At 53.6% G+C, this 19472-nt stretch carries 17 protein-coding genes; 7 read left to right on the top strand and 10 right to left on the bottom strand.

The window, feature by feature from the left end; genetic code table 11:
- Positions 1-73: 73 nt before the first annotated feature.
- The 8 genes from SH580_RS10890 to SH580_RS10855 form a co-directional block, all read right to left on the bottom strand.
- A complete protein-coding gene (locus SH580_RS10890) occupies positions 74-526 on the bottom strand; it encodes a hypothetical protein (protein ID WP_319830909.1) in 453 nt (150 codons plus the stop codon).
- A 200-nt stretch (positions 527-726) separates the two neighbouring features.
- Complete coding sequence (locus SH580_RS10885) at positions 727-1959, bottom strand: hypothetical protein (protein ID WP_319830908.1); 1233 nt, start codon at positions 1957-1959, stop codon at positions 727-729.
- A gap of 49 nt (positions 1960-2008) precedes the next feature.
- Positions 2009-4279 carry a Tex family protein gene (locus SH580_RS10880; protein WP_319830907.1) on the bottom strand — a complete coding sequence of 757 codons (2271 nt, stop codon included), beginning with the start codon at positions 4277-4279 and terminating at the stop codon, positions 2009-2011.
- A 143-nt stretch (positions 4280-4422) separates the two neighbouring features.
- Complete coding sequence (locus tag SH580_RS10875) at positions 4423-5928, bottom strand: DUF7305 domain-containing protein (protein ID WP_319830906.1); 1506 nt, start codon at positions 5926-5928, stop codon at positions 4423-4425.
- A gap of 5 nt (positions 5929-5933) precedes the next feature.
- Positions 5934-6500, bottom strand: coding sequence for a PilW family protein (locus SH580_RS10870; RefSeq protein ID WP_319830905.1), 567 nt, complete (start codon positions 6498-6500; stop codon positions 5934-5936).
- A 17-nt stretch (positions 6501-6517) separates the two neighbouring features.
- Positions 6518-7009 carry a type IV pilus modification PilV family protein gene (locus tag SH580_RS10865; RefSeq protein ID WP_319830904.1) on the bottom strand — a complete coding sequence of 164 codons (492 nt, stop codon included), beginning with the start codon at positions 7007-7009 and terminating at the stop codon, positions 6518-6520.
- Positions 7010-7172: 163 nt separating this feature from the next.
- Entirely contained in the window at positions 7173-7754 is a 582-nt protein-coding gene (gene gmk, locus SH580_RS10860) for a guanylate kinase (protein WP_319830903.1), read from the bottom strand.
- A 16-nt stretch (positions 7755-7770) separates the two neighbouring features.
- A complete protein-coding gene (locus tag SH580_RS10855) occupies positions 7771-8307 on the bottom strand; it encodes a hypothetical protein (protein WP_319830902.1) in 537 nt (178 codons plus the stop codon).
- A 143-nt stretch (positions 8308-8450) separates the two neighbouring features.
- Between SH580_RS10855 and SH580_RS10850 the strand changes: the two genes are divergently transcribed.
- The 4 genes from SH580_RS10850 (at position 8451) to SH580_RS10835 (ending at position 13099) form a co-directional block, all read left to right on the top strand.
- Positions 8451-9119, top strand: coding sequence for an HAD family hydrolase (locus SH580_RS10850; RefSeq protein WP_319834999.1), 669 nt, complete (start codon positions 8451-8453; stop codon positions 9117-9119).
- A gap of 165 nt (positions 9120-9284) precedes the next feature.
- Positions 9285-10190 (top strand): hypothetical protein, encoded by a 906-nt coding sequence (locus SH580_RS10845; RefSeq protein WP_319834998.1) that lies wholly within the window; start codon positions 9285-9287, stop codon positions 10188-10190.
- A gap of 231 nt (positions 10191-10421) precedes the next feature.
- Positions 10422-11948, top strand: coding sequence for a ribonuclease Y (rny, locus tag SH580_RS10840; RefSeq protein WP_319834997.1), 1527 nt, complete (start codon positions 10422-10424; stop codon positions 11946-11948).
- The gene (locus tag SH580_RS10835) at positions 11945-13099 is read left to right on the top strand and encodes a DUF481 domain-containing protein (protein WP_319834996.1); all 1155 of its coding nucleotides are present in this window, start codon (positions 11945-11947) and stop codon (positions 13097-13099) included. The genes rny and SH580_RS10835 overlap by 4 nt, the downstream gene beginning before the upstream one ends.
- Before the next feature lie 2 nt (positions 13100-13101).
- Here the strand turns inward: SH580_RS10835 and SH580_RS10830 are convergent, their stop codons facing one another.
- Positions 13102-14289, bottom strand: a complete 1188-nt coding sequence (locus SH580_RS10830) for a KamA family radical SAM protein (protein ID WP_319834995.1) — start codon at positions 14287-14289, stop codon at positions 13102-13104.
- An 85-nt stretch (positions 14290-14374) separates the two neighbouring features.
- Between SH580_RS10830 and SH580_RS10825 the strand changes: the two genes are divergently transcribed.
- From SH580_RS10825 to SH580_RS10815, 3 genes are all read left to right on the top strand, one after another.
- Positions 14375-14680 (top strand): ArsR/SmtB family transcription factor, encoded by a 306-nt coding sequence (locus SH580_RS10825; RefSeq protein ID WP_319834994.1) that lies wholly within the window; start codon positions 14375-14377, stop codon positions 14678-14680.
- Between the two features lie 90 nt (positions 14681-14770).
- Complete coding sequence (carA, locus tag SH580_RS10820) at positions 14771-15937, top strand: glutamine-hydrolyzing carbamoyl-phosphate synthase small subunit (RefSeq protein WP_308986010.1); 1167 nt, start codon at positions 14771-14773, stop codon at positions 15935-15937.
- A gap of 144 nt (positions 15938-16081) precedes the next feature.
- A complete protein-coding gene (locus tag SH580_RS10815) occupies positions 16082-17053 on the top strand; it encodes a hypothetical protein (protein ID WP_319834993.1) in 972 nt (323 codons plus the stop codon).
- On the opposite strand, the gene SH580_RS10810 is transcribed toward SH580_RS10815, so the two are convergent.
- The gene (locus SH580_RS10810) at positions 17040-19457 is read right to left on the bottom strand and encodes a carboxy terminal-processing peptidase (RefSeq protein ID WP_319834992.1); all 2418 of its coding nucleotides are present in this window, start codon (positions 19455-19457) and stop codon (positions 17040-17042) included. The genes SH580_RS10815 and SH580_RS10810 overlap by 14 nt on opposite strands.
- Between the last annotated feature and the right edge of the window lie 15 nt (positions 19458-19472).

Here is a 19472-nt window from a genome sequence, read left to right as displayed (position 1 = left end):
GCGGCCGCACTACGTGGATTGTGCCCGTGGTCACCTATGATGAACTTTTCTTGATGGCGCACCGCCGATGCATTTACCTGTGGTCAGGGCGCGGCAGTTGAAATATGCGGACGGAGAATTGTTCGATCCCAAAGGTTCCGTGATAGGCCGGCTCTTTCCAAGTTGTAGGTGGGGTTCGACGACTGGCTAGCTGCCAAGCTAGACTTGTCTCTATGGTAGATGGCTTATCATCTCCTCTTGCCACCCATGTGACGAGCTTGGCAAAGGGGGCTCCTTGGCGACCGCCTTGCACGACTGCAAAATCGATGGGCGCATCGGTCGGTAGGCCTGCGAAAAAATTAGAGGACTCTTGGATGCCTGCGCTATTTTCCCAGTAGAAGGTGCCGAGTGGGTGAACTTCAGGGAAAAGGGCCGAGGTGGCAGCAAAGGCGTAGGGCATGGCGACCTGGATGGTTTCGCCTTGGCTTAAGCGCTGTAGGTTTAAGTTGATATCACGCGCGCCGACTTGGAGCATTAGATCGGTCACAAATATTGTGCCGGGCTTTTTCTCGATGTTGTTCCACGTGTGGGCCCATGTCCCAATGAGGAGAAGTAAGAGGCCTAGACACAGGTAGTGTGGAATGGATGTGTCTTTGCGTTTGATTTGTAGGCAGAGGGCGAGGGTGGCTGTTGTGGCGAGTAAGCCGAGCCATCGGGTTTGCAGTAACGCTAGCAGGATTAAACCGATTAAGAGGCCACCGAAGAGTGCGCTGCGTGATTTAGTGAGTGGGGGAGTACGAAGAGAGCTAAGGCGGTAGTGGCTGCGGCTTGTAGGCTTTCGGCTTGGGACCAGAGACCATTGCTAAGTGGACTTTGGAATTCGATGATGGTGTCATGCAAGCGGCGCATCATCGGGTCGAGCCATGGGTGTGCTTCGGCTTGGTAGATATAAAGCCAGAGCAGTGGGCTGAGGCCAAGGCATAGGCTAAGACCAAATGTGAGCGCTCGCTTGGTCGGAGTGCCTTGTTGCAGGAGCGCGAGGCAAAAGAGCGCTGCGCCCATTTGAACGAGGATGAAGATCGGGTGAATCGTCGCGATCGAAGGGGTGAGATTGAGGCGACCGTCACAGAGGCAGAGTAGGCCAATCGTCGCAGCGGCGGAAGCACCCCAATATAGGATGGCTTGCGACATGTCTGGATGAGCGAGCTGGCGGCTGCGGTTACACTCGAACGCGAGACCTAAGGTGGTGAGTGCAGATAGTGCAGTCATGCTGGTGGCGCTGATCCACCAGCAAAAGCCTGCACTGATACCAGCCAGTAGCGCCCAATATTTACGCTCTGGGCCTTGCTGGGTGCATAGGCCTGCGATGCCGAGCAAGTTGAAGAGAAAGCAAAATTGAAAGCTGGCCTCATGGTCGAGTCGCGAGAAGGCAAAGTCCCAGCCAATGGCGGCATTGAAATAATAGAGCGCAGCAAATAGCACAGCGCTCAGCGGGTTGGCGAGGCGACTGACCAGGTAGCAGCTCAGGGTAATTGCGAGAATCTGGATTGCTGCACCGAGCCAATGTGCGAGGTGATGGATGCCACGCTGCGTGGGCCAGTCTTGCATACTGGCAACGAGCGATCCGCCCGTGCTTAGCAAGCGGGCTAAGCCAGAGTGCCAGCGGTTGGGGCGTCCTTCTAGCAGGCCTTCGTCAACGCGATGGTAGAGCGGCGTGCGATCGCCAGTTGCTAATGCGTCGGCGACATTTACCCATTGGTAGGTGTCGTTGGAGCGATAGATTGGATATTTCCAAGCGAGTGTGTCCAGGTCTTCGTTCTGCCATTCGGGTGGAAAAAAGCTTTCGCTACGCTCGATCCAGACTGTATCCCACTTCTGCCAAGTCCAGTAGCTGAGAATGCTGAGTATGAGGCCAACACATAAAACCAGCCACCACGCGAGGGGGCGAGGTGTGGTGGCTGGTGTGTTGGTGGAATTCATTGCCGCACATTAGTGCGGCTGCGGCGTTTGGATCAATCCAAAGAGTGGATTACTTCTTGAGTGCGGCGTCGAACCAGTTGCTGCCGAAGTCGTTGTTTTTGGCGCGGCGTTCACCCCGTGGGGCACTGCCGGAATGACTACGTTTCTTGGGGCTGCCCGTACGTTCTTTTTTGCCGCCGATTTCTGGCTGTTTCTTCATCGAGAGCGCGATGCGATTGCGCTGTAAGTCGATTTCGGTGACGGTGACTTTGACCTTGTCGCCGACTTTGACGACCTTGTTGGGATCATCAACGAAGCTGTCTGAGAGTTGGCTGATGTGGACCAAGCCATCTTGGTGCACGCCGACATCGACGAAGGCACCGAAGGCGGTGACATTGGTTACAATGCCTGGGAGTTTCATGCCTAGGGTGAGGTCGGCAGGCTTTTCGATTCCGTCGGCAAATGCGAAGGCTTCAAACTGCTTGCGTGGGTCGCGGCCTGGCTTGGCCAGTTCTTCCATGATGTCGCGCAGTGTCGGTAGGCCGACTTCGTCGGAGACGTAATCTTCGAGCTTAATTTTGGCGCGCGCGCTACTGTCGCGGGTGAGGTCTTCGACCTTGCAGCCTACATTGGCCGCCATTTGCTCGACGAGTGTGTAGCGCTCGGGGTGAACGCCGCTCTGGTCGAGTGGGTGCGCGGCGTCGCGGATGCGGAGGAAGCCGGCGCACTGTTCGAAGGCCTTGGGGCCGAGGCGGCTGACTTTGGTGAACTCCTTGCGTGATTTGAAGGGGCCATTTTCTTGGCGGTGCGCGATGATGTTGCCGGCAATGGATTCATTGAGGCCGGAGACGTAGGAGAGGAGTTGCTTACTGGCCGTGTTAACCTCGACGCCGACTTTGTTGACTGAGGAGATCACGGTGTCGTCGAGCGTGCGCTTGAGTGCGTATTGATCGACATCGTGTTGGTATTGGCCTACGCCGATGGATTTCGGGTCGAGTTTGACCAATTCGGCCAACGGGTCCATTAGGCGGCGACCGATGGAGACGGCGCCGCGCACGGTGAGGTCTTGGTCGGGGAATTCTTCGCGGGCGGCCTCGGAGGCAGAGTAGATCGACGCGCCAGATTCGTTGACGCTGACGATGATGATTTTCGGGGAGAGGCCGAGTCCACGGAAGAAGGCTTCGGTCTCGCGGCCAGCGGTGCCGTTACCGATGGCGATGGCTTCGATGTCGTAGCGCTCGACGAGGGCTTTGGCTTCGACGCCGGCGCGTTCCACTTGTCCGGCGCTGCCGGTGCAGAAGAGCACGTGATTGAACAGGAGTTTACCCTGTGCGTCGAGAATCACGGTTTTGCAGCCAGTGCGAAAGCCGGGGTCGACTGCCATGGTGCGTTTTTGTCCCAGCGGGGATGCCAGTAGTAGTTCGCGTGCATTGTCGGCGAATACCTGGATGGCGGCGGCATCGGCCTTTTTCTTGGCCTGAATACGCACTTCGGTTTCCATCGAGGGGCTGAGTAGGCGCTTGTAGGCGTCGGCGATGGCTTTTTTGACTTCATCGGCCGCGGGGCCGCGTCCATTGAGAAATTGCTTTTCGATCGTGGCGATGGCGGGCTCTTCTTCGGGCAGGATACGGTGGAAGAGGAAGCCTTCTTTTTCACCACGTCGAATGGCCAGCACGCGGTGGGATGGCGCGTTTTTAATCGGCTCCTTCCAATCGAAATAGTCGCTGTATTTGGCACCTTCGACTTCTTTGCCCGGGAAGGCTTCAGAGCTGAGGATACCTTGTTCCCAAAAAAGTTTGCGCAGTTTTTCGCGGATGTCGGCATCGTCGCTGATCCACTCGGCTATGATGTGGCGTGCGCCTTCCAATGCAGCGTTGGCATCGGGCACTTCTTTGTCGGCGTCGACATATTTGAGTGCTTGTTCGGCGGTGTCGCTGGCGTTTTGATTTTCGAAAATATGTGTGGCCAGTGGCTCGAGCCCGCGCTCGCGAGCGATCAGTGCCTTGGTGCGGCGCTTGGGGCGGAAGGGCAGATAGATATCTTCCAGTTTTGCGAGGGTCTTGGCTTCAGCGATCTTGGTTTTTAATTCATCTGTCAGCAGACCACGCTCATCCAGTGATTTTTTGATGGATTCACGGCGGCTGGCCAGGTCAGCGAGTTGCTGTAAGCGATCGCGGATGGAAGTGATTTCGACCTCGTCGAGTTCGCCCGTTTGTTCTTTGCGGTAGCGAGCGATAAAGGGCACTGTGCCGCCTTCGGCGATGAGTGCTGCGGTGGCGGCGACTTGATGAGCCTTGAGGCTCAGTTCTTCGGCGATTTGTTCAATGAATGGGTTCTGCATGGGTGGGAAAATGAGGCTTTCCTTTCGCGTGGGAGCGTGGGAAAGCGCAAGACCCTAGGACAGATGCTTCGTAGGGGAAGCAAAACTGTGCGCGATGAGTCAGATTTTTTCAGAGCAGGAGCGAGTCTGGTCGACCCCATCTGCTAGAAGGCCATGTCATCGATGTAGGGATCTCTTTCGATACCTACGAGCTCTTCTACATAATCAACACGTGTGGGGCCTGCACTGGTAGTGCCGCCAGTGTAGTTGGCTAGGGACTGGTCATAGCGGAAGGAACCACTACCGGTTAATTCGATGCTCTTGGCTATGACGGAGCCGTAGATGTCGGAGTTACCTGTGACCTTTACTTCGGCATTCGGTGCATAAATAATACCACTGAATTGTCCGTTATTGAGGAAATCGAAATTTTGTGTGCCTGTTGCGGTGCCCCATATTTGTAGTTGTTGGGGAGAAACTTCGCTAAAGAGTCCTGCGCCTGTGATTGCCATGTCGCCCGCGAGGTAGACCGTGACGGTGGCGTCGTCAGCCATTTCGATGGCTCCACCTTCAATGACTTTGAGAGTTGTTTTGTTTTCGTTGGGGAGGTTGATGATGATGTCACCTTCGAGGCGGAGCGTGGCCCCAGCTTTGACCTCCAATTCGTCTAGGTTGAGGATGGTTAAAGTGTTGGGGGCGCCTAATGTTTCCTCATCGACATATACATTTTGATACCAGGTAGACCATTTGTTGCTCACTTCTCGCCTATCGGTGTAGGGCAGTTTATAATCCAGTCGATAGTCGGTTGGTGTGAGACTGGGGGCTGTGATATCTTCAAATGCTGCGGTAAAGCCAGTGGATAGAGCACCTGTTTGGGTGGAGACTAGCCAGCCATCTTTCTTCCAGAGTTCATCGGTATCGGACGGATCCCATTCGCTCATGTCTTTGGGGCCGACCTGGCCACCCCAACCTACGCTGAGCCCACTGTAGTCCGCAGAGCCTACGGCAGCGGTGCCGTACACATCGGAGCTGCCCAAGGTGATGGCACCGGCACTGGTGCTGGCGGTGGCGATGGCGACTTTATCGGTTGCGACTCGACTACTGTAAGGGATGTATGGAGTGTCGGGGTCATTATCGGGATCGGATGTCCAGCTATCGAAAGCGACGCCACCGCTGGCTTTGATGAAGTCTTTGGTGAGCATCCCGTAGGCGAAGAGCCCTTGTGTGCTGGAGGCGGAAATGCTGGCGTACATGTATTTCTCGATGGCGGGGCCGAATGGCATATTAATGGTCGACTTGACGACGACTTCCGGGGCATCGCTTGAGTAGTTGTAGATTGAAATCTTGGTGGTGGCTTTGATGTCACCGGTGAAGACAATTTCATCCAGTGTTTTTAACGCGCTCCCGCCGGTGAGGGTCCAGTTGCTCCAGTTGTAGTTGTTTTCAGATTGCAGCATGATCGCCTGCACCGCATATTCTACTCCAGATTCGGCGAGATTGATTGCGGCGGTATTGTAGAAGACGCGATTGGATTGTTTGAGTGTTTGGTTGCTCAGGTTCAGGTAGCTGGGGATCGCGATCACTGCCAATACTGTGGTGAAAATCATGGCGATGATTAACGCGCTACCTTGCTTGGACGTAGTGGCCCTTGATTGTGTGGAATTGTGGTGCATAGTCATCACGGGGTTGGAGTGTCTTTGTTTCGAAGGATATACCGTGCGGAGGCAACTTTAGCTGAAGTTGGAGTGCCTGCCGCTGTGTGTTTGCTGAATTCGCCAATTATTTGGAGCATTTTGGTATTTTCGCCTAGCAGGGTGAGACTGATGCCAGAACTGAGCTTGCTACCGCTAATGTCGTAGGCGATAAAATCCAGGTCGCTAACATTTGAGGCGAGGGTAACACTGCTTTTACCCGTTTCCTGACGTGTGACTTCTTGTTTACTAGAGTCGTAGGTATAAGTATAGTGAATGCCTTTTTTCAGCAGCTTGAAGCTGTTGCTATTCGTCCAGGTGATGGATTCGGCTTCCCGCACATCACGAGAAAAATTCTGTAGTAGTATGCCGGTTTCCGCATCGAAATCGGAATAATCGGACATGGCGAGCGATGCCTTGGCGAAGGTCAGGTAGAAAGAGATGACTACGGCAGATAGGATCATGGAGATGCTGATCGCGATCAACAACTCTGCCAAGGTCATCCCCGACTTGGAGAGACTTTGTGTGGAGGTGCGATTGCTTGTATTGCGCATGTCGAGTGTTTGATTCGTTAAGGCCGGATGCCGTAGTAATAGTCGTGCATGCCGTTTTCGGCATAGTTGAAGACCATCGAGAGCTCATGTGCATCATTTTTGATTCCGCTCCATCTCGCAGTCAGACGTATTTGTTTGAGGCCTGATTCGCCAATGATATTGTTGATTTCACGGGTGAAGGTAAATTTGTCCGGATCGATTGATGGAAATGTGATTGAGTCTGAGGCGGTAAAGGTCGCGGTCGTTGTTAGATTTTGTAGGGCGGACCAGTTGAGTAGTCGGATCTGCTCGGCTTCGTCTTGTAACACTTGAGTGACGTATGTGGTGGATCGAGCCATGTCGTTTTGGATCATCCCGATGCGCAGGCAGATGGCGGAGGAGGCTAGCCCGAGCCCGATGATCATTATGGCGATCATGATTTCCACCATGGTGAATCCTCGTTGGGCGCTGGATGCCAGTAGCTTGGGCTTACGCGCTGCGGATGGAGGATGTTGCGTTTGTGGATTCATGTCCTAAAATCTGTTTCAGGCAGTACGTGATTGATGTCCAATACAGTGAGCGATTTAGCATAATAGCCAATAGTATTCAACTAACATAGTGTGTTCTCCTTATCTTTTACAAGATTCTTAATGCACACCTTCTGGGGGATCCTGCGGCTTAGGCCGGTGAATCTTACTTAGCTTTGACGGCTTCGTAGATTTTTTTGAGTGCGGCGAAGTCTTCGTCGCGTGAGCCGCTAAGGATGGTATGATCGTAGAATTGGCTTTGTTGCATCTCTTCGATTGCGACTTGCATGCGGCGTTGCACTTCGTCTTCGGCGTCGGTGCCGCGTCCGCGTAGGCGGGCCTCCAGCTCTTCGATGCTTGGGGGCATGATGAAGACGGTGGTGATTTTACCTTTCAAGAGCGGGTCGTTTTGTGCGGTTTCGCGCATTTGAGCGGCGCCTTGTACGTCGATATTGAGTAGCAGGTCGGTAGCGGCTAGTTTATTTTTTATCTCGCTCTTGAGGGTGCCGTAGCGATTGCTGTGGACGTGAGCGTGTTCGTAAAATTCGCCTGCTTCGACTTTGGATTTAAAGGTCTCGTGGTCGAAGAAATAGTAGTCGATGGTATCCACTTCGCCAGTGCGCGGTTGGCGAGTGGTGGAGGTGACGACGCGTTGCACTCCAGGCACTTCAGCGAGCATGCGGTCGCAGACAGTTGTTTTCCCGCTACCAGCGGGGCCCGATACGATGATGAGGTGACCTGTATTCACGGCGATAGAGTTAAATTTAGTAGGTGAGCGCTACGCCGAGTAGGAGTAGTCCATAGGCTGCAAATATGCCACCGAAGATGCGTGGTCGAGTTTCTTTGCGGTAGAGCCACTCGAAAAAATCGCGTAGTTTGTAGGGGTTGGAGCCTAAGATTAGAGCGGCGATAATGGCCAGGTATACAAAGCTGACTAGAAATAGGCGCGTGGTGGGTAGTTCCATATAGGCCGCATTTAGAAGTGCGCCAGCGGTCAATAAAATGAGGGCGGCGAGGCCGCGAACGGCGAGGAAGTCGGGGACGTAGATAAAGGAGCCAAGCGCAACGACGAGAAAGACCGCAAAGAGTATATTCTTATATTGCCCGAAGTCGGCGGGGCCAAGTTGGGTGACTTTGTAGAGAAACCACGCTGCGGCAGTGCCGAGTAATATGTATGCGGCGATGCGTGAGCGCGGAAAAGCCTGCACGCTCTTGGCCGAGCGCATGCCGTGCCACAAAAAGTGTGCGCCAAAGGCGATCAGGAAAATACCGGTGAAGAGAGTGGCTTGGAAGAGTGTCATTGGATGAATGAAGTGAGGATGTGCGCGTGCGTGGCTCTTTGAGTGGCAAGTGACAAGTAATGGGTAATGGAGATTAGCTGTGGTGGAAGGAAAAAACGCAGTCCAGGTTTGTCTGTGCGGGAATTGAGGCCATATAAGAGCGTATGGATTTACTTTTGGAGGGCTCACTTAAACCAATCGACTTGCTTGTTTTTGACTGCGATGGGGTCCTATTGGAAACCATGGCAGCTAAGATCGAGGCCTTTCGGCAGTGGGTCCCGCAGGCGCATATTGCGTGGCGCGATGCGTTTATGGAAGTCGTGATGGCTGGTTTCGGGAAAGCTCGGACGCACCATATTCGCTGCTTCTATGAGGAGATCTTGGGGGAGACGGTCTCAGAGGCTTTTCTCTCTGAGGAGGTGGAGCGGTTTGCGGATATCTGTGAGCCGCTTTGTGCGACGGCGGCTTGGCGTATCGGCTCGCGTGAGTTTGTGCTGGCTTGTCGTCAGGCGGGTATCCCGCGCTACGTGCTTTCGGGGACGCCTCAGCAGCCCTTGGAGGCGATGCTGTCATCGACTGGCGCAGCGGGACTATTTGATGTGATCATCGGCTCGCCTCCGGCTAAGCCAGAAAGCCTGACTCGAATCTTGGCTGAAACCGGCGTTCCGGCTCATCGTTGTGTCTTTGTGGGCGATGCGGAGGCGGACCGTGTAGCGGCAGAGCATGTGGGGGCGCATTTTGTGTATTTCCCTTCGGAGGCGAATCGCCCGACGGGGCCCATCTCTACGGAGGTGAGTGACTTACGGCAATTGTTGGACGTTATCACGCTCTAATGTTTCGCGAATTGGTGGTTTGATTCGCGTGGTTTCTTTTTGGGGAGAGCCGTGTCTCGATGCAGTTGGCGGAAGCGTATATTAGGGAAATTTTAGATTAGTATAGCTTTTCTCGTTGACCTTTTGAATTAGTTGATCTTATCCTTAGGCGGTTCAATATTACCAATGAAAAGTAAAATAAATACCCTCGCATCTCTTGGCTTGCTCGCCTTGGGATCCACTTTAACTGCTCAGGGCGGATTCGTCTTGTTCGACAATGCGACTGCAGAGATCGCTCCGGAACAGAAGGCGGTCCGACCCATATCAGCGCCGTATTTTCACGAGGACTCTTTTGTGACGACGGATGTTCGTGCCTGGTATGTGCGGCACGATTTCGATTCAGATACTAAAGGAGTCTTGGGTAATGGCTCTGCCACAGTGATGGCGGTGCAGGTGCGTGTTGCTTTGACGGAGAGCCTTCAGTTTGTTGCGTATAAGGACGGCTACACGGAGTTTGATGATGCAAGCGCGCTGGATGACAACTCCGGTTGGAACGATATCGGCGCAGGCATCAAGTGGGCCTTCATTCAAGACTGGGAGAACCAGTTTCATATGGCAGCTGGGATTGGCTATGAGTTCAGTTTTGGTGATGAGGACGTGTTGCAGGACAGTGATGAGCTGCGCCTCTGGCTCTCGGCCAACAAGGGCTTTGATAAGCTTCATCTGGGGGCAACTGTGAATGCCATATTATCAGAGGATGATAGCGACAGTCTGTTGGGGAACTCTGATATGCTGACGGTGCACTTGCATGCAGATTATTATTTGGCTGAGTGGTTTAGCCCTGTGGTTGAGGTGAATGGCTACTTCGCGCAGGATGATTCACCGACAGCATTGGCTGCAGTTAATTTCTCTGGTGTGGATGCGGGCAGCCTTCCGGGCGGGGATGGCGAAGATACGTATACGATTGCGTTTGGCGGTGAGCTGCGCGTGGTGGACGGGCTGGGCTTGCGTGTGGCGTATGAGACTGAGTTGAATGATAATGATAGTCTCTTTGGGGATCGTTGGACGCTTTCCGCGGTTTACGAGTTTTAGAATGTCTTGAGTTTTTTGTGTTAGTCTTGTTCCCCGGAAGGGCGGTTCGTGTGAGCCGCCCTTTTTTTGCGGCCGACTTTTTGGGCTAAGGTTACACTTGATCTCAGGTGCGGGATGATCATATTTTACCGTAAATTATCCAATCACTGAGTACCCCGTAGTGTTTGGTTCATCAGAATAAATTTGCATGAATGACCCTATCCTGCCGATTTGTTTTTATCACATATACGTATGAATTTTGACCATATACTCGGGGCGCTGCTTGGTGTCGTTTTCGGCATTTTACTTACATGGATTGCGACAAAGCGTCGTTCTGCTCGCCTAGAGGATGCCTTGCGTAGTCAGTTTGACGTGGAAAAGCGCGAAGCGCGGCTGGCGCAGAAAGAGGAGCGATCCGAGTTGGAGTTATTGTTTAAGAACAAGGAGCTCGAATTGAGTCATGCGCTGGTGGCGCGTGAGGAAGAGTTGCAGATTCGGGCGCGTGAACTCGAGCGTGAGAGTGAGCGACAATCGGAGCAACAGGCGCAGATCGAGTTGAAAAATAAGGAGCTTGTGCGAGAACAGCGTTTACTGAGTGAGGCTGAGCATGAAGCTGAAAAAATACGCCGCCTGTATCGTCTCAAACTGCACCAAATTACTCAGATGGAGCGTGACGAAGCGCGTCAATTGTTGATGAAGTCAACCGAGCGAGAGTGTGCGCAGGAGATTCGTGATTTGCGTCAGACCTTGCTGGGGCGTGCGGAGACTGAGGTCGCGAACGAAGCGAAGCGCGTTCTGCTGGCGGCGATGCAACGCATCACGAGTCAGCCCATGAACGATGCGACCGCTACAGTCGTCAATCTGCCGAGTGAGGAGATGAAGGGGCGAATTATCGGTCGCGAGGGGCGCAATATCCGCACTTTCGAACACGCGACTGGTACGACCTTGATGATTGATGAGACGCCGGATTCCGTCCTTATATCGTGCTTTGACCCCGTGCGTCGGGAGATTGCACGTATTGCGCTGGAAGCGCTCTTACGGGACGGGCGTATTCACCCTTCCAGTATTGAAGACGAAGTGGTCAAGGCTGAGGAAGAAATGCACGCCAATGTGATTGACTTGGGCGAGGGGGCTTTGCGCAAGTTGCGCTTGCATGATGTGCATCCAGAAGTGGTGGCTTTGCTTGGTAAGCTGCACTACCGTCTGTCTAATAATCAAAACACACTCGCACACTCGGTGGAGGTGGCGAACCTATGTGCTTTGATCGCTTCTGAGATCGGATTGGACCCCACGATCGCAAAGCGGGCGGGGCTTTTTCATGATATCGGCAAGGCGGTCGATGAAGATTACGAAGGGAGCCATGCGAGTGTGGGCGCAGAAATCATTAAGCAGCATGGTGAGGATGCGCGCGTGGTGAATGCTGCGGCAGCACACCACCAGGAGGTGCCTGCCGAGAGCGTCTATGCGGGATTGGTGATGGTGGCGGATTCACTTTCTGCGGTGCGTCCAGGGGCTCGGGCTTCGTCGATTGATGGCTTCATTCAGCGTGTGCGCAGTATTGAAGATATTGCGGCGGCGCAGGCTGGTGTTAGTGAGGCGTATGCGGTCCAGGCTGGACGCGAAGTACGTGTGATTGTTGAACCGGATGTGGTCAGCGATGAGGGCGCACGCCAATTGGCGCGGACCATTCGTAAGAAAATTGAAGAGCAACTAAATTATCCCGGCACGGTCGAAATCACTGTGATTCGAGAACAACGATATTCTGAAACTGCCGTATGAGTGTTTTAAAAAACTATTTCACCCCCGTTCTGTTGATATTAAGCCTTTCCACTGTGGGGGCGACGCCTTCTGTTGTGGCGCTGGATAGTGGTGAGCAGCTGATTGGTGAGATTTCGCCCGAATCGACGGATGCGGTGCTTGTTTTGAATTCATCGCTCTTAGGAGAGCTTAAGCTTGATCGTAAGCATGTTGTTTCGGTGAAGTTGCAGGGCGTGGAGGGGAAATCCACGGCTGTGGATCGAGCACGCGCTAAGCCAGCCGAGAAGTTGACTGCGGCGCGCGGAAAGCCACGACAGGAACCGCAATCTAGCGAAGCCGTTAAGCCCACCGACAAAGTGGCTGATCAGGCTGCAGAACAGGCGGCGAAAAAGGCTGTGGCTAAGGCTGTTGCGGTCGAGGAACGTTCGGAGCAAGAAGCGCTGGCGAATGCTGAGGAGCGCAAGGTGTTGGAGACTTTGAAAAACTTCAAAACGCCTGATTCGTGGTCGGGGAATGTGCGGCTGGGGGTGAATTTGAGTCGTGGAGATAGTCGATGGGCGCAGAGCTATGCAACGGGCAAACTGGAGATTAAGCCTAAGCAGAGTTTGAATTATTATCGTTTTTCCGGCTCTTACACCTATCGCCAAACCGAAAGGGCGAATGGCACGGAGTATAAGTCGACGGATAAATACGATGGGGAGTTCTTGTATCGTCGCACTTTCTGGGATAACTGGTTTGTGCAGAATGCGATGGGCTACCGAGCGGACCAAATTAAAGGGATCGATCGTGAGGCGCAGGAGTTGGTCGGTATTGGCTATCGTTACAAGCCCACCAGCCAATTTGATATATTGTTTGGCGGTGGCGGCGGGGTAGAAGAGCTCGATGCGAATTATGAAGATACCCGCTCCGGGCTTAATTCGCTGGTGAATGTTTTCCAGGAAGCTACGTGGAGTCCGTTGAAGCGCACCTCACTCGTGCAGAAGTTCAATTACTACTGGAATCCCGATGATACGGACCAGTTTAACTATGTCTTTTCTGCGGCGATTCGTGTGCGCTTAACGGATCTCTTAGGCTTTGAGTTTTCCTACAACAAAAGTTTTGATAATGATGTGGGGGATGGTAATGCGCAGGATGATACCCAATGGCGTAATGCCCTGGTAGTCTATTTTTAGGATTACATCAAAATCGTTTCGAGTTCCGGTGCATTTACGTCATTTGGAATGTTGGCGTCAGACGTGAGCGGGTAGCGGTATTCATCGCCACTAAAGTTGCGCATCACGATGGCTTCATCGGTAACCTCTTTGATGTAGTCGGGATTGATCGGGATCTTGCCGCCGCCTCCTGGTGCATCGATGACAAACTGTGGGATGGAGTAGCCAGTCGTGTGTCCTCTGAGACTGCGGATGATTTCGATGCCTTTGCGTGGGTCGGCGCGGAGATGTGCGCTGCCTGTGATTAGGTCACACTGATACAGGTAGTAGGGCCGCACCCGCATCATCAGTAGCCGATGAATGAGTGATTTCATGACCTCGGCATCGTCGTTCACATTACGCAGTAGCACGGATTGATTGCCGATAGGCACGCCCGCATAGGTTAATTGTTCGCAGGCATTACGCAGGGTATGGGTGCACTCGTTTGGATGGTTGACATGTATGCTCATCCAGATCGGGCCATGCTTTTTGAAAATCTCGCACAGTTCTGGCGTGATGCGCTGTGGTAAAAATACCGGGATGCGCGAACCGATGCGGATGAACTCGACATGCGGGATTTTACGCAACTCGCCCAGTAGGTGGTCCAGCTTGCGGTCGGATAGTAGCAGCGGATCGCCGCCACTGAGCAGGACGTCGCGAATTTCGGGATGCGAGCGGATGTATTCGAGACCGCTTTCGAACTCTGGGTGGAAGTTGTAATCCTGCGCATTCGAGACCAGTCGACTGCGCGTGCAGTAGCGGCAATAAGAGGCGCAGCGATCCGTCACCAGGAAGAGCACGCGGTCGGGATAGCGATGCACGATGCCATCGACTGGCTTCGTATTTTCTTCACCCACAGGATCCAGCATTTCCTCTGGGGCAGTGTGCATTTCGCCTGCGCGGGGGATGACTTGCCGCCGCACCGGGCAGTTTGGATCGTTGCGATCTATCAAGTTGAAGAAATAAGGGGTGATCGCCAGTGCCAGTTTGTCTTTGGCAAAGAGGCAGCCTGCCCGCTCGTCGGCGGTCAGTTTCATGTATTTTTCCAGATGCTCCAGCTTGGTGAGGCGGTTTTTAAGCTGCCATTTCCAGCTATTCCAGTCCTCGGCGGGCACATCCGCCCAGAGGCCTTGGCCTTGATGCCAGTTTTCGAGTGAGTCGTTTGGATACATTTTTTAAGCAGATCGGGCTAGAAGTTAAGAAAAGCGATTCTTCGGTAGTTGACGAGTTGATGTATCTACATACTTAAATATGTCAATGGCATCAGTGAAAACAAATGTGGAGATCGATGTGCTTGCGAAGCAGCTGTGGGCGCTGGGGGACCCTGTGCGTTTGCAGATCTTACGCATTTTGCCGACTGAGCCCACCTGTGATAATGCCTGCAATGTCTCAACCATTGCAGAGCGGATTGGGCTGTCGCAACCAGCTACGTCACATCATTTACGCATACTCCGCCAGGCAGGGATTATTACCAATGAGAAAAAATGCCGCGATATGATTTACTGGATCGATTTAGAGGCTGCAGCGTTGGTGCGCACGCAGTTGGGGGAGGTGCTGAGCTAATTTTTCGACTTAAAAAAGTGGAAACTCGTGGCATCCGTTTTAGCTTTTGAATTGCATGGCGCTGGATTCTCGTTTGGCTGCTGCGCTAACATGGCTAAAACGACTCGCACAGGACTTATCGCATTTGAAGACGGAACCGTATTCCGTGGCCGCGCTTTTGGCGCTGTGGCTACCAACGTAGGCGAGGCCTGCTTCAATACTAGTATGACGGGCTATCAGGAGATTTTGACCGATCCGTCGTATTTTTCTCAAATTGTTACAATGACAGCGGTGCAGATCGGTAATTATGGAATCTGCCCGGACGATGTCGAGTCGGACGGTCCCAAGGTCAAGGGATTCATCGTGCGTGAGGTCAGTCCCGTTGCCAGCAACTGGCGAAGCAATATTTCAATCCAGGACTATCTGGCAGAAGCGGGTATTCCGGGCATCGAAGGGGTGGATACGCGGGCGATCACTAAGAAGCTGCGCGTCTCCGGTGCTTTGAAAGCCTGTATCACCACAGAGGATATTTCCGAGGAAGAGGCGGTTAAACGTGCGCAGGAATTTGGTGGCTTGATCGGGGTGGATTTTGTTAAGGAAGTGACTGCCAAGGAGGCTTATCACTGGGACCCGGAGATGAAGCAATCGACCCCCTTTACAGTGGTCGGCACTGATTTGAAGCTGAATGAGGACAAAAGCGCGAAGCCACGCTTTAAGGTGGCGGCTATGGACTTTGGTGCGAAGTATTCGATCTACCGCAAGCTGCAGCACCATGGTTTCGATGTGCATGTCTTTCCCGCCACTGCTTCAGCGGAGGAGATTAAGTCCTGCAAGCCGGACTGCGTATTCTTGTCCAATGGTCCCGGAGATCCGGGAGCGGTGGAGTATGCACACGCTACGGTTAAGGAGTTGATTGAGGATTACCCGACTTTTGGAATTTGCCTGGGGCACCAGATCATTACGCACGCCCTTGGAGCGAAAACTTTTAAGCTCAAGTTTGGTCATCGTGGGGGCAATCAGCCAGTTAAGAATTTGGAGACCGGTAAGGTTTCAATCACGGCGCAGAACCACGGATTCGCTTCTACTCGTGAAGAGTTGGAAAAAACGGGTGCCATTGTCACTGAGATCAATCTCAACGACGACACTGTCGAAGGACTGCGCTTGAAGGATAAGCCCGTCTTTTCCGTGCAGTACCACCCCGAGGCAGCACCTGGCCCGAACGACGCCGACGCGCTCTTTGTAGATTTCTACAACATGGTTGCGAAGCACCACGGATAATTCGACCTGATTTTGTGGCGTGTCCGCTTGTCGGATGCCTACGTGAAGACAGGATCTAGTATCTCAGGATTGGCCGGATCACTGCGTACGCAGTTCTAGCTGCTATTCCTTGCGGAATATAGATCAGTTTGTTTGTCTGGCGCAATGCGCGTTACAATTAATATCTTTCTATTGCTTGTCGTCGGACTGCTGCTTGGTTGTCGACCATCCGTTGATGAGTCGGTGAGTCATTTTGAGTCGGGAGTTGAATATGTACTTTTGACTGATCCATGGAGTCGCTATCTCAGCGGCGCTCCGAAACTTTATACCGTACCTAAACTCACGGGGAGCGTGCGGTCGCTCTTATCGCAGGAGCAGGCATTGGCGAAGGTGATCTTGTCCGGCAGTGGTCGTGTGCAAGAGCTTCCAGAGTATCGGCCGCTGATTGATGCGTTGGAGGAGTTGAAGACAGCAGTGCCTAGTGCTGCGACGCGTATGACGACTTCGACGCGAACTGTATCGAGTGGCTCCCGCTCGTCGGCTTATGCCTCAGATGACTATAGCTATGCGCGTAATGGCGGTGGCGGCTCGGATGGGTATTCTTCTGTGATTGGTCGCGTGCATCGGAGTAGTTCTCCTGCGCTGGCGCGAAGTGTGGAAAATATCGTGGGTAATGCGACCTTGCAGGATCTTCATCAGAGAATTGATGCTTTAGATGCGCTAATTGAATCTTGGACGAGAAAGACTGAGGTGATGGTAGTTGGCGGGATCGACGGTGCGATGCGCTCGGCGAATTTAGAATATTTGGGCTCTTTGAACACGTACCTAAAAGATTTTCAAAGGATCTACGCCGAGTGGACGAAAGTCAAAGCGCGGGCCGACGATGCGGCCGCTCAAGCAGAGGCGCGGTTAGTCGAGTGGCAAGCCTTTGAGGGCGATGGCCTGGTTACGTTGGACCGGTATGTTCAAGGATATGCCACTCATGTGGTCGCTGCTAACTCGTTTGGCAGGTATGTACTACCCGCATATGAGGGGGTGGTTTTGATCGGCTGTCAGATGGGTGAACGAACCCTGTATTTCAATCTTTCGCAGGTTGCTGGTGATCCGCACCCTTTTCGTTTGGTTATTGTTGAGTAGTGGCTTCGACTTGAGTCGAAGCTGTGGCAGTCTTCGGTTGCTGGAGGCTTTCGATCCAGTCGGCCATGATGCGGGCGCTTTCGCGTAGGTAGATGTCGTAGGTTGGTTCATCTTCCTCTTCCTCGTCCTCTGGCTCGACTGCATCGGCGACGGCGTCGGCAACGGTGCCTGCGCCGTTCTCACCGATTACCGCTTCACTGAGATTCTCTGCGATGGCCTTGATTGGTTCGGCGAGGGTCTTCTTGGAGAGTGCATCTTGTTCCTCGGCGACTTTGAGTAGGAATTCTTCAGTCGTATAGTCGTTTTCACTTAAGGCGTCGTAGGTGTCGTCGAGCTCATCGATGTAGTCTTTTTCGCGGATCTTGCGCTCGATACGTTGCTTTAGATTGACTGAAATCGCTTTCTCGTCGTAGCGCTGGCGGCGCCATTCGATCTGTTTCTTCAAGAATTTAAATTCTTCGAGGGATTCTTGGCGCGCTTGGCTGGCTGTTGCCAGTTTTTCCACCAGTGCAGGGTCTTCGGGGCTCGCGACATTTAGTTTCGCCCAGTTGTTGATCCAGTCTACGGGGGCGACTTGATCCCAAGGGAGGGCGTGGGGGAGGTCGTCTTCGCCGATAGGAAGAAATTCGTTGACCGAAGGCAGCACGATATCGGAGGGCACGCCTTTGACCTGGGTCGAGCTTCCATCAGGGAGGAAGAATTGTTTGATCGTGATCTTGGTGGCCACGGGGCGTGTTTGTGGCTCGGTATTTCTCAGGAATGAAAATGGCATACGATTGTTCATATGATACACTTCCTGGACGGTGCCTTTTCCGTGAGTGGAGCTGTTTCCTACGATGAGCGCGCGGTCATTATCCTGCAGGGCGCCGGCTACAATCTCGGAGGCGGAAGCGCTGAAGCGTGAGGTGAGCACGATCAGTGGCCCGTCCCAGAGCATGCTGGGGTCGCGGTCGGAGAGCACATCGGTGCGGCCGGAGCTATCGCGTACCTGCACCACCGGACCGACTGGGATGAATAGCCCGGTCAGGCGAACGGCTTCGCTCAGTAGGCCGCCACCATTCATGCGGAGGTCGAGAATAATGCCCTCGGCACCGGCATCGCGCAGCTTGTTGATGAGCTCGGAAACGTCGTCGGTGGTGGTGGTCAGGGTGCCGCCTGCGCCGATATTGCCATAAAAGGAGGGGAGTTCAATGACGCCTACGGCGACGGTTTCGGAGTCGTCGACTGGCACGTTGATTAGTTTAGCAGTGGCGAGGTTGGCGGTGAGTTTAACTTCGCCGCGGACGATCGGCACGATTTTGCGTACGGAAGGGTCGGAGGCATCGCCGGGGTGGATGAGGAGACGCACGGTCGTGCCTTTCTCGCCCTTGATCTTGCGGACGATGTAGCGAAGCTGCATGTCGACGACGTCTTCAAATTCGTCGTCGCCTTGGGCCACGCCCAGAATTTGGTCTTCGGGTTCAAGTAAGCGCGAGCGCTCCGCGGGACCACCGGGGAGGATTTCTTTGATCGTGCAAATGCCGTCGTCGTCTTCCAGGAGTGCGCCGATGCCGACGAAGGAGTTTTGCACGGCAGAGTTGAAGCTTTCGAGCGTATCCGAGGAGAGAAATGTGGAGTGTGGATCGAAGAGCTGAGTCATTGCGTTGATGAAGGACTCCTGCACTTCGGCGGCTTCACGCGCGACGGTGTGGCTTAGGTTGCGCTCGTAGCGGCGGTGGATTTTCTCGCGGGCTGCGTCGAGTGTTTTCGCGTAGAATTCGGGGTCTTCCACTAGGCGTAGTAGCTTGGTGGGGTCGAATTCTTCTTCGTCATCGTCGGGGGCGGCGACGTCGGGGTTTTGCGGTGTCAATGATGTGTCGCTGCTGTCCTCTTTATCTTCGGAGGCTAGGGAGAGCATTTCATTGAGCAGTTCATATTTCAAGCGACGTAGCCAAAGTGCTTCCGCTTCTTCCGGGGAGGCGGGCCATTCTGCTTCGCGACGGTCGGGGGTGAAGGTTTCTTCTACGGTAAAGTCAAAGTCCTGTTGTAGTCGCTCAAATGCCCACTGGGTGCGTGCTTCGGCTTTTTGTTTGAAGCTTTCGTATATTTCAAAGGCGGAGTAGAGGTTGCCCTTTTGCAAGGAATCTTCCATGGCGTCGCCAAAGCGGAAAATGAAATCGTCGACCTCGGAGCGGAGGAAATACATGCGTCCGTAGTCGAAGGACTCGATGTATGCTTCGACCATTTCGGCCCCATTGAGTTGTTCCATGGTGCCGCGTAAGTAGTGGCGGGCGTTGATGGTGTTGACGACCCAGCGTGTCTGTGAGGCCATTTCTTTGCTCGGGTCGAGCTTGGCATTGGTCGAAAGGACGACAGCGAAGGCCGCCGTAGCGACGAGTGCGATGCGGAGAATTCGTTTATTCATGCGTGATTGGGTAGT

It is taken from the genome of Coraliomargarita algicola, from assembly GCF_033878955.1.
Taxonomy (GTDB): Bacteria; Verrucomicrobiota; Verrucomicrobiia; order Opitutales; family Coraliomargaritaceae; genus Thalassobacterium; species Thalassobacterium algicola.
Note: the sequence above shows the minus strand (reverse complement) of the source record. Positions and strands in the feature narration are given on the sequence as shown.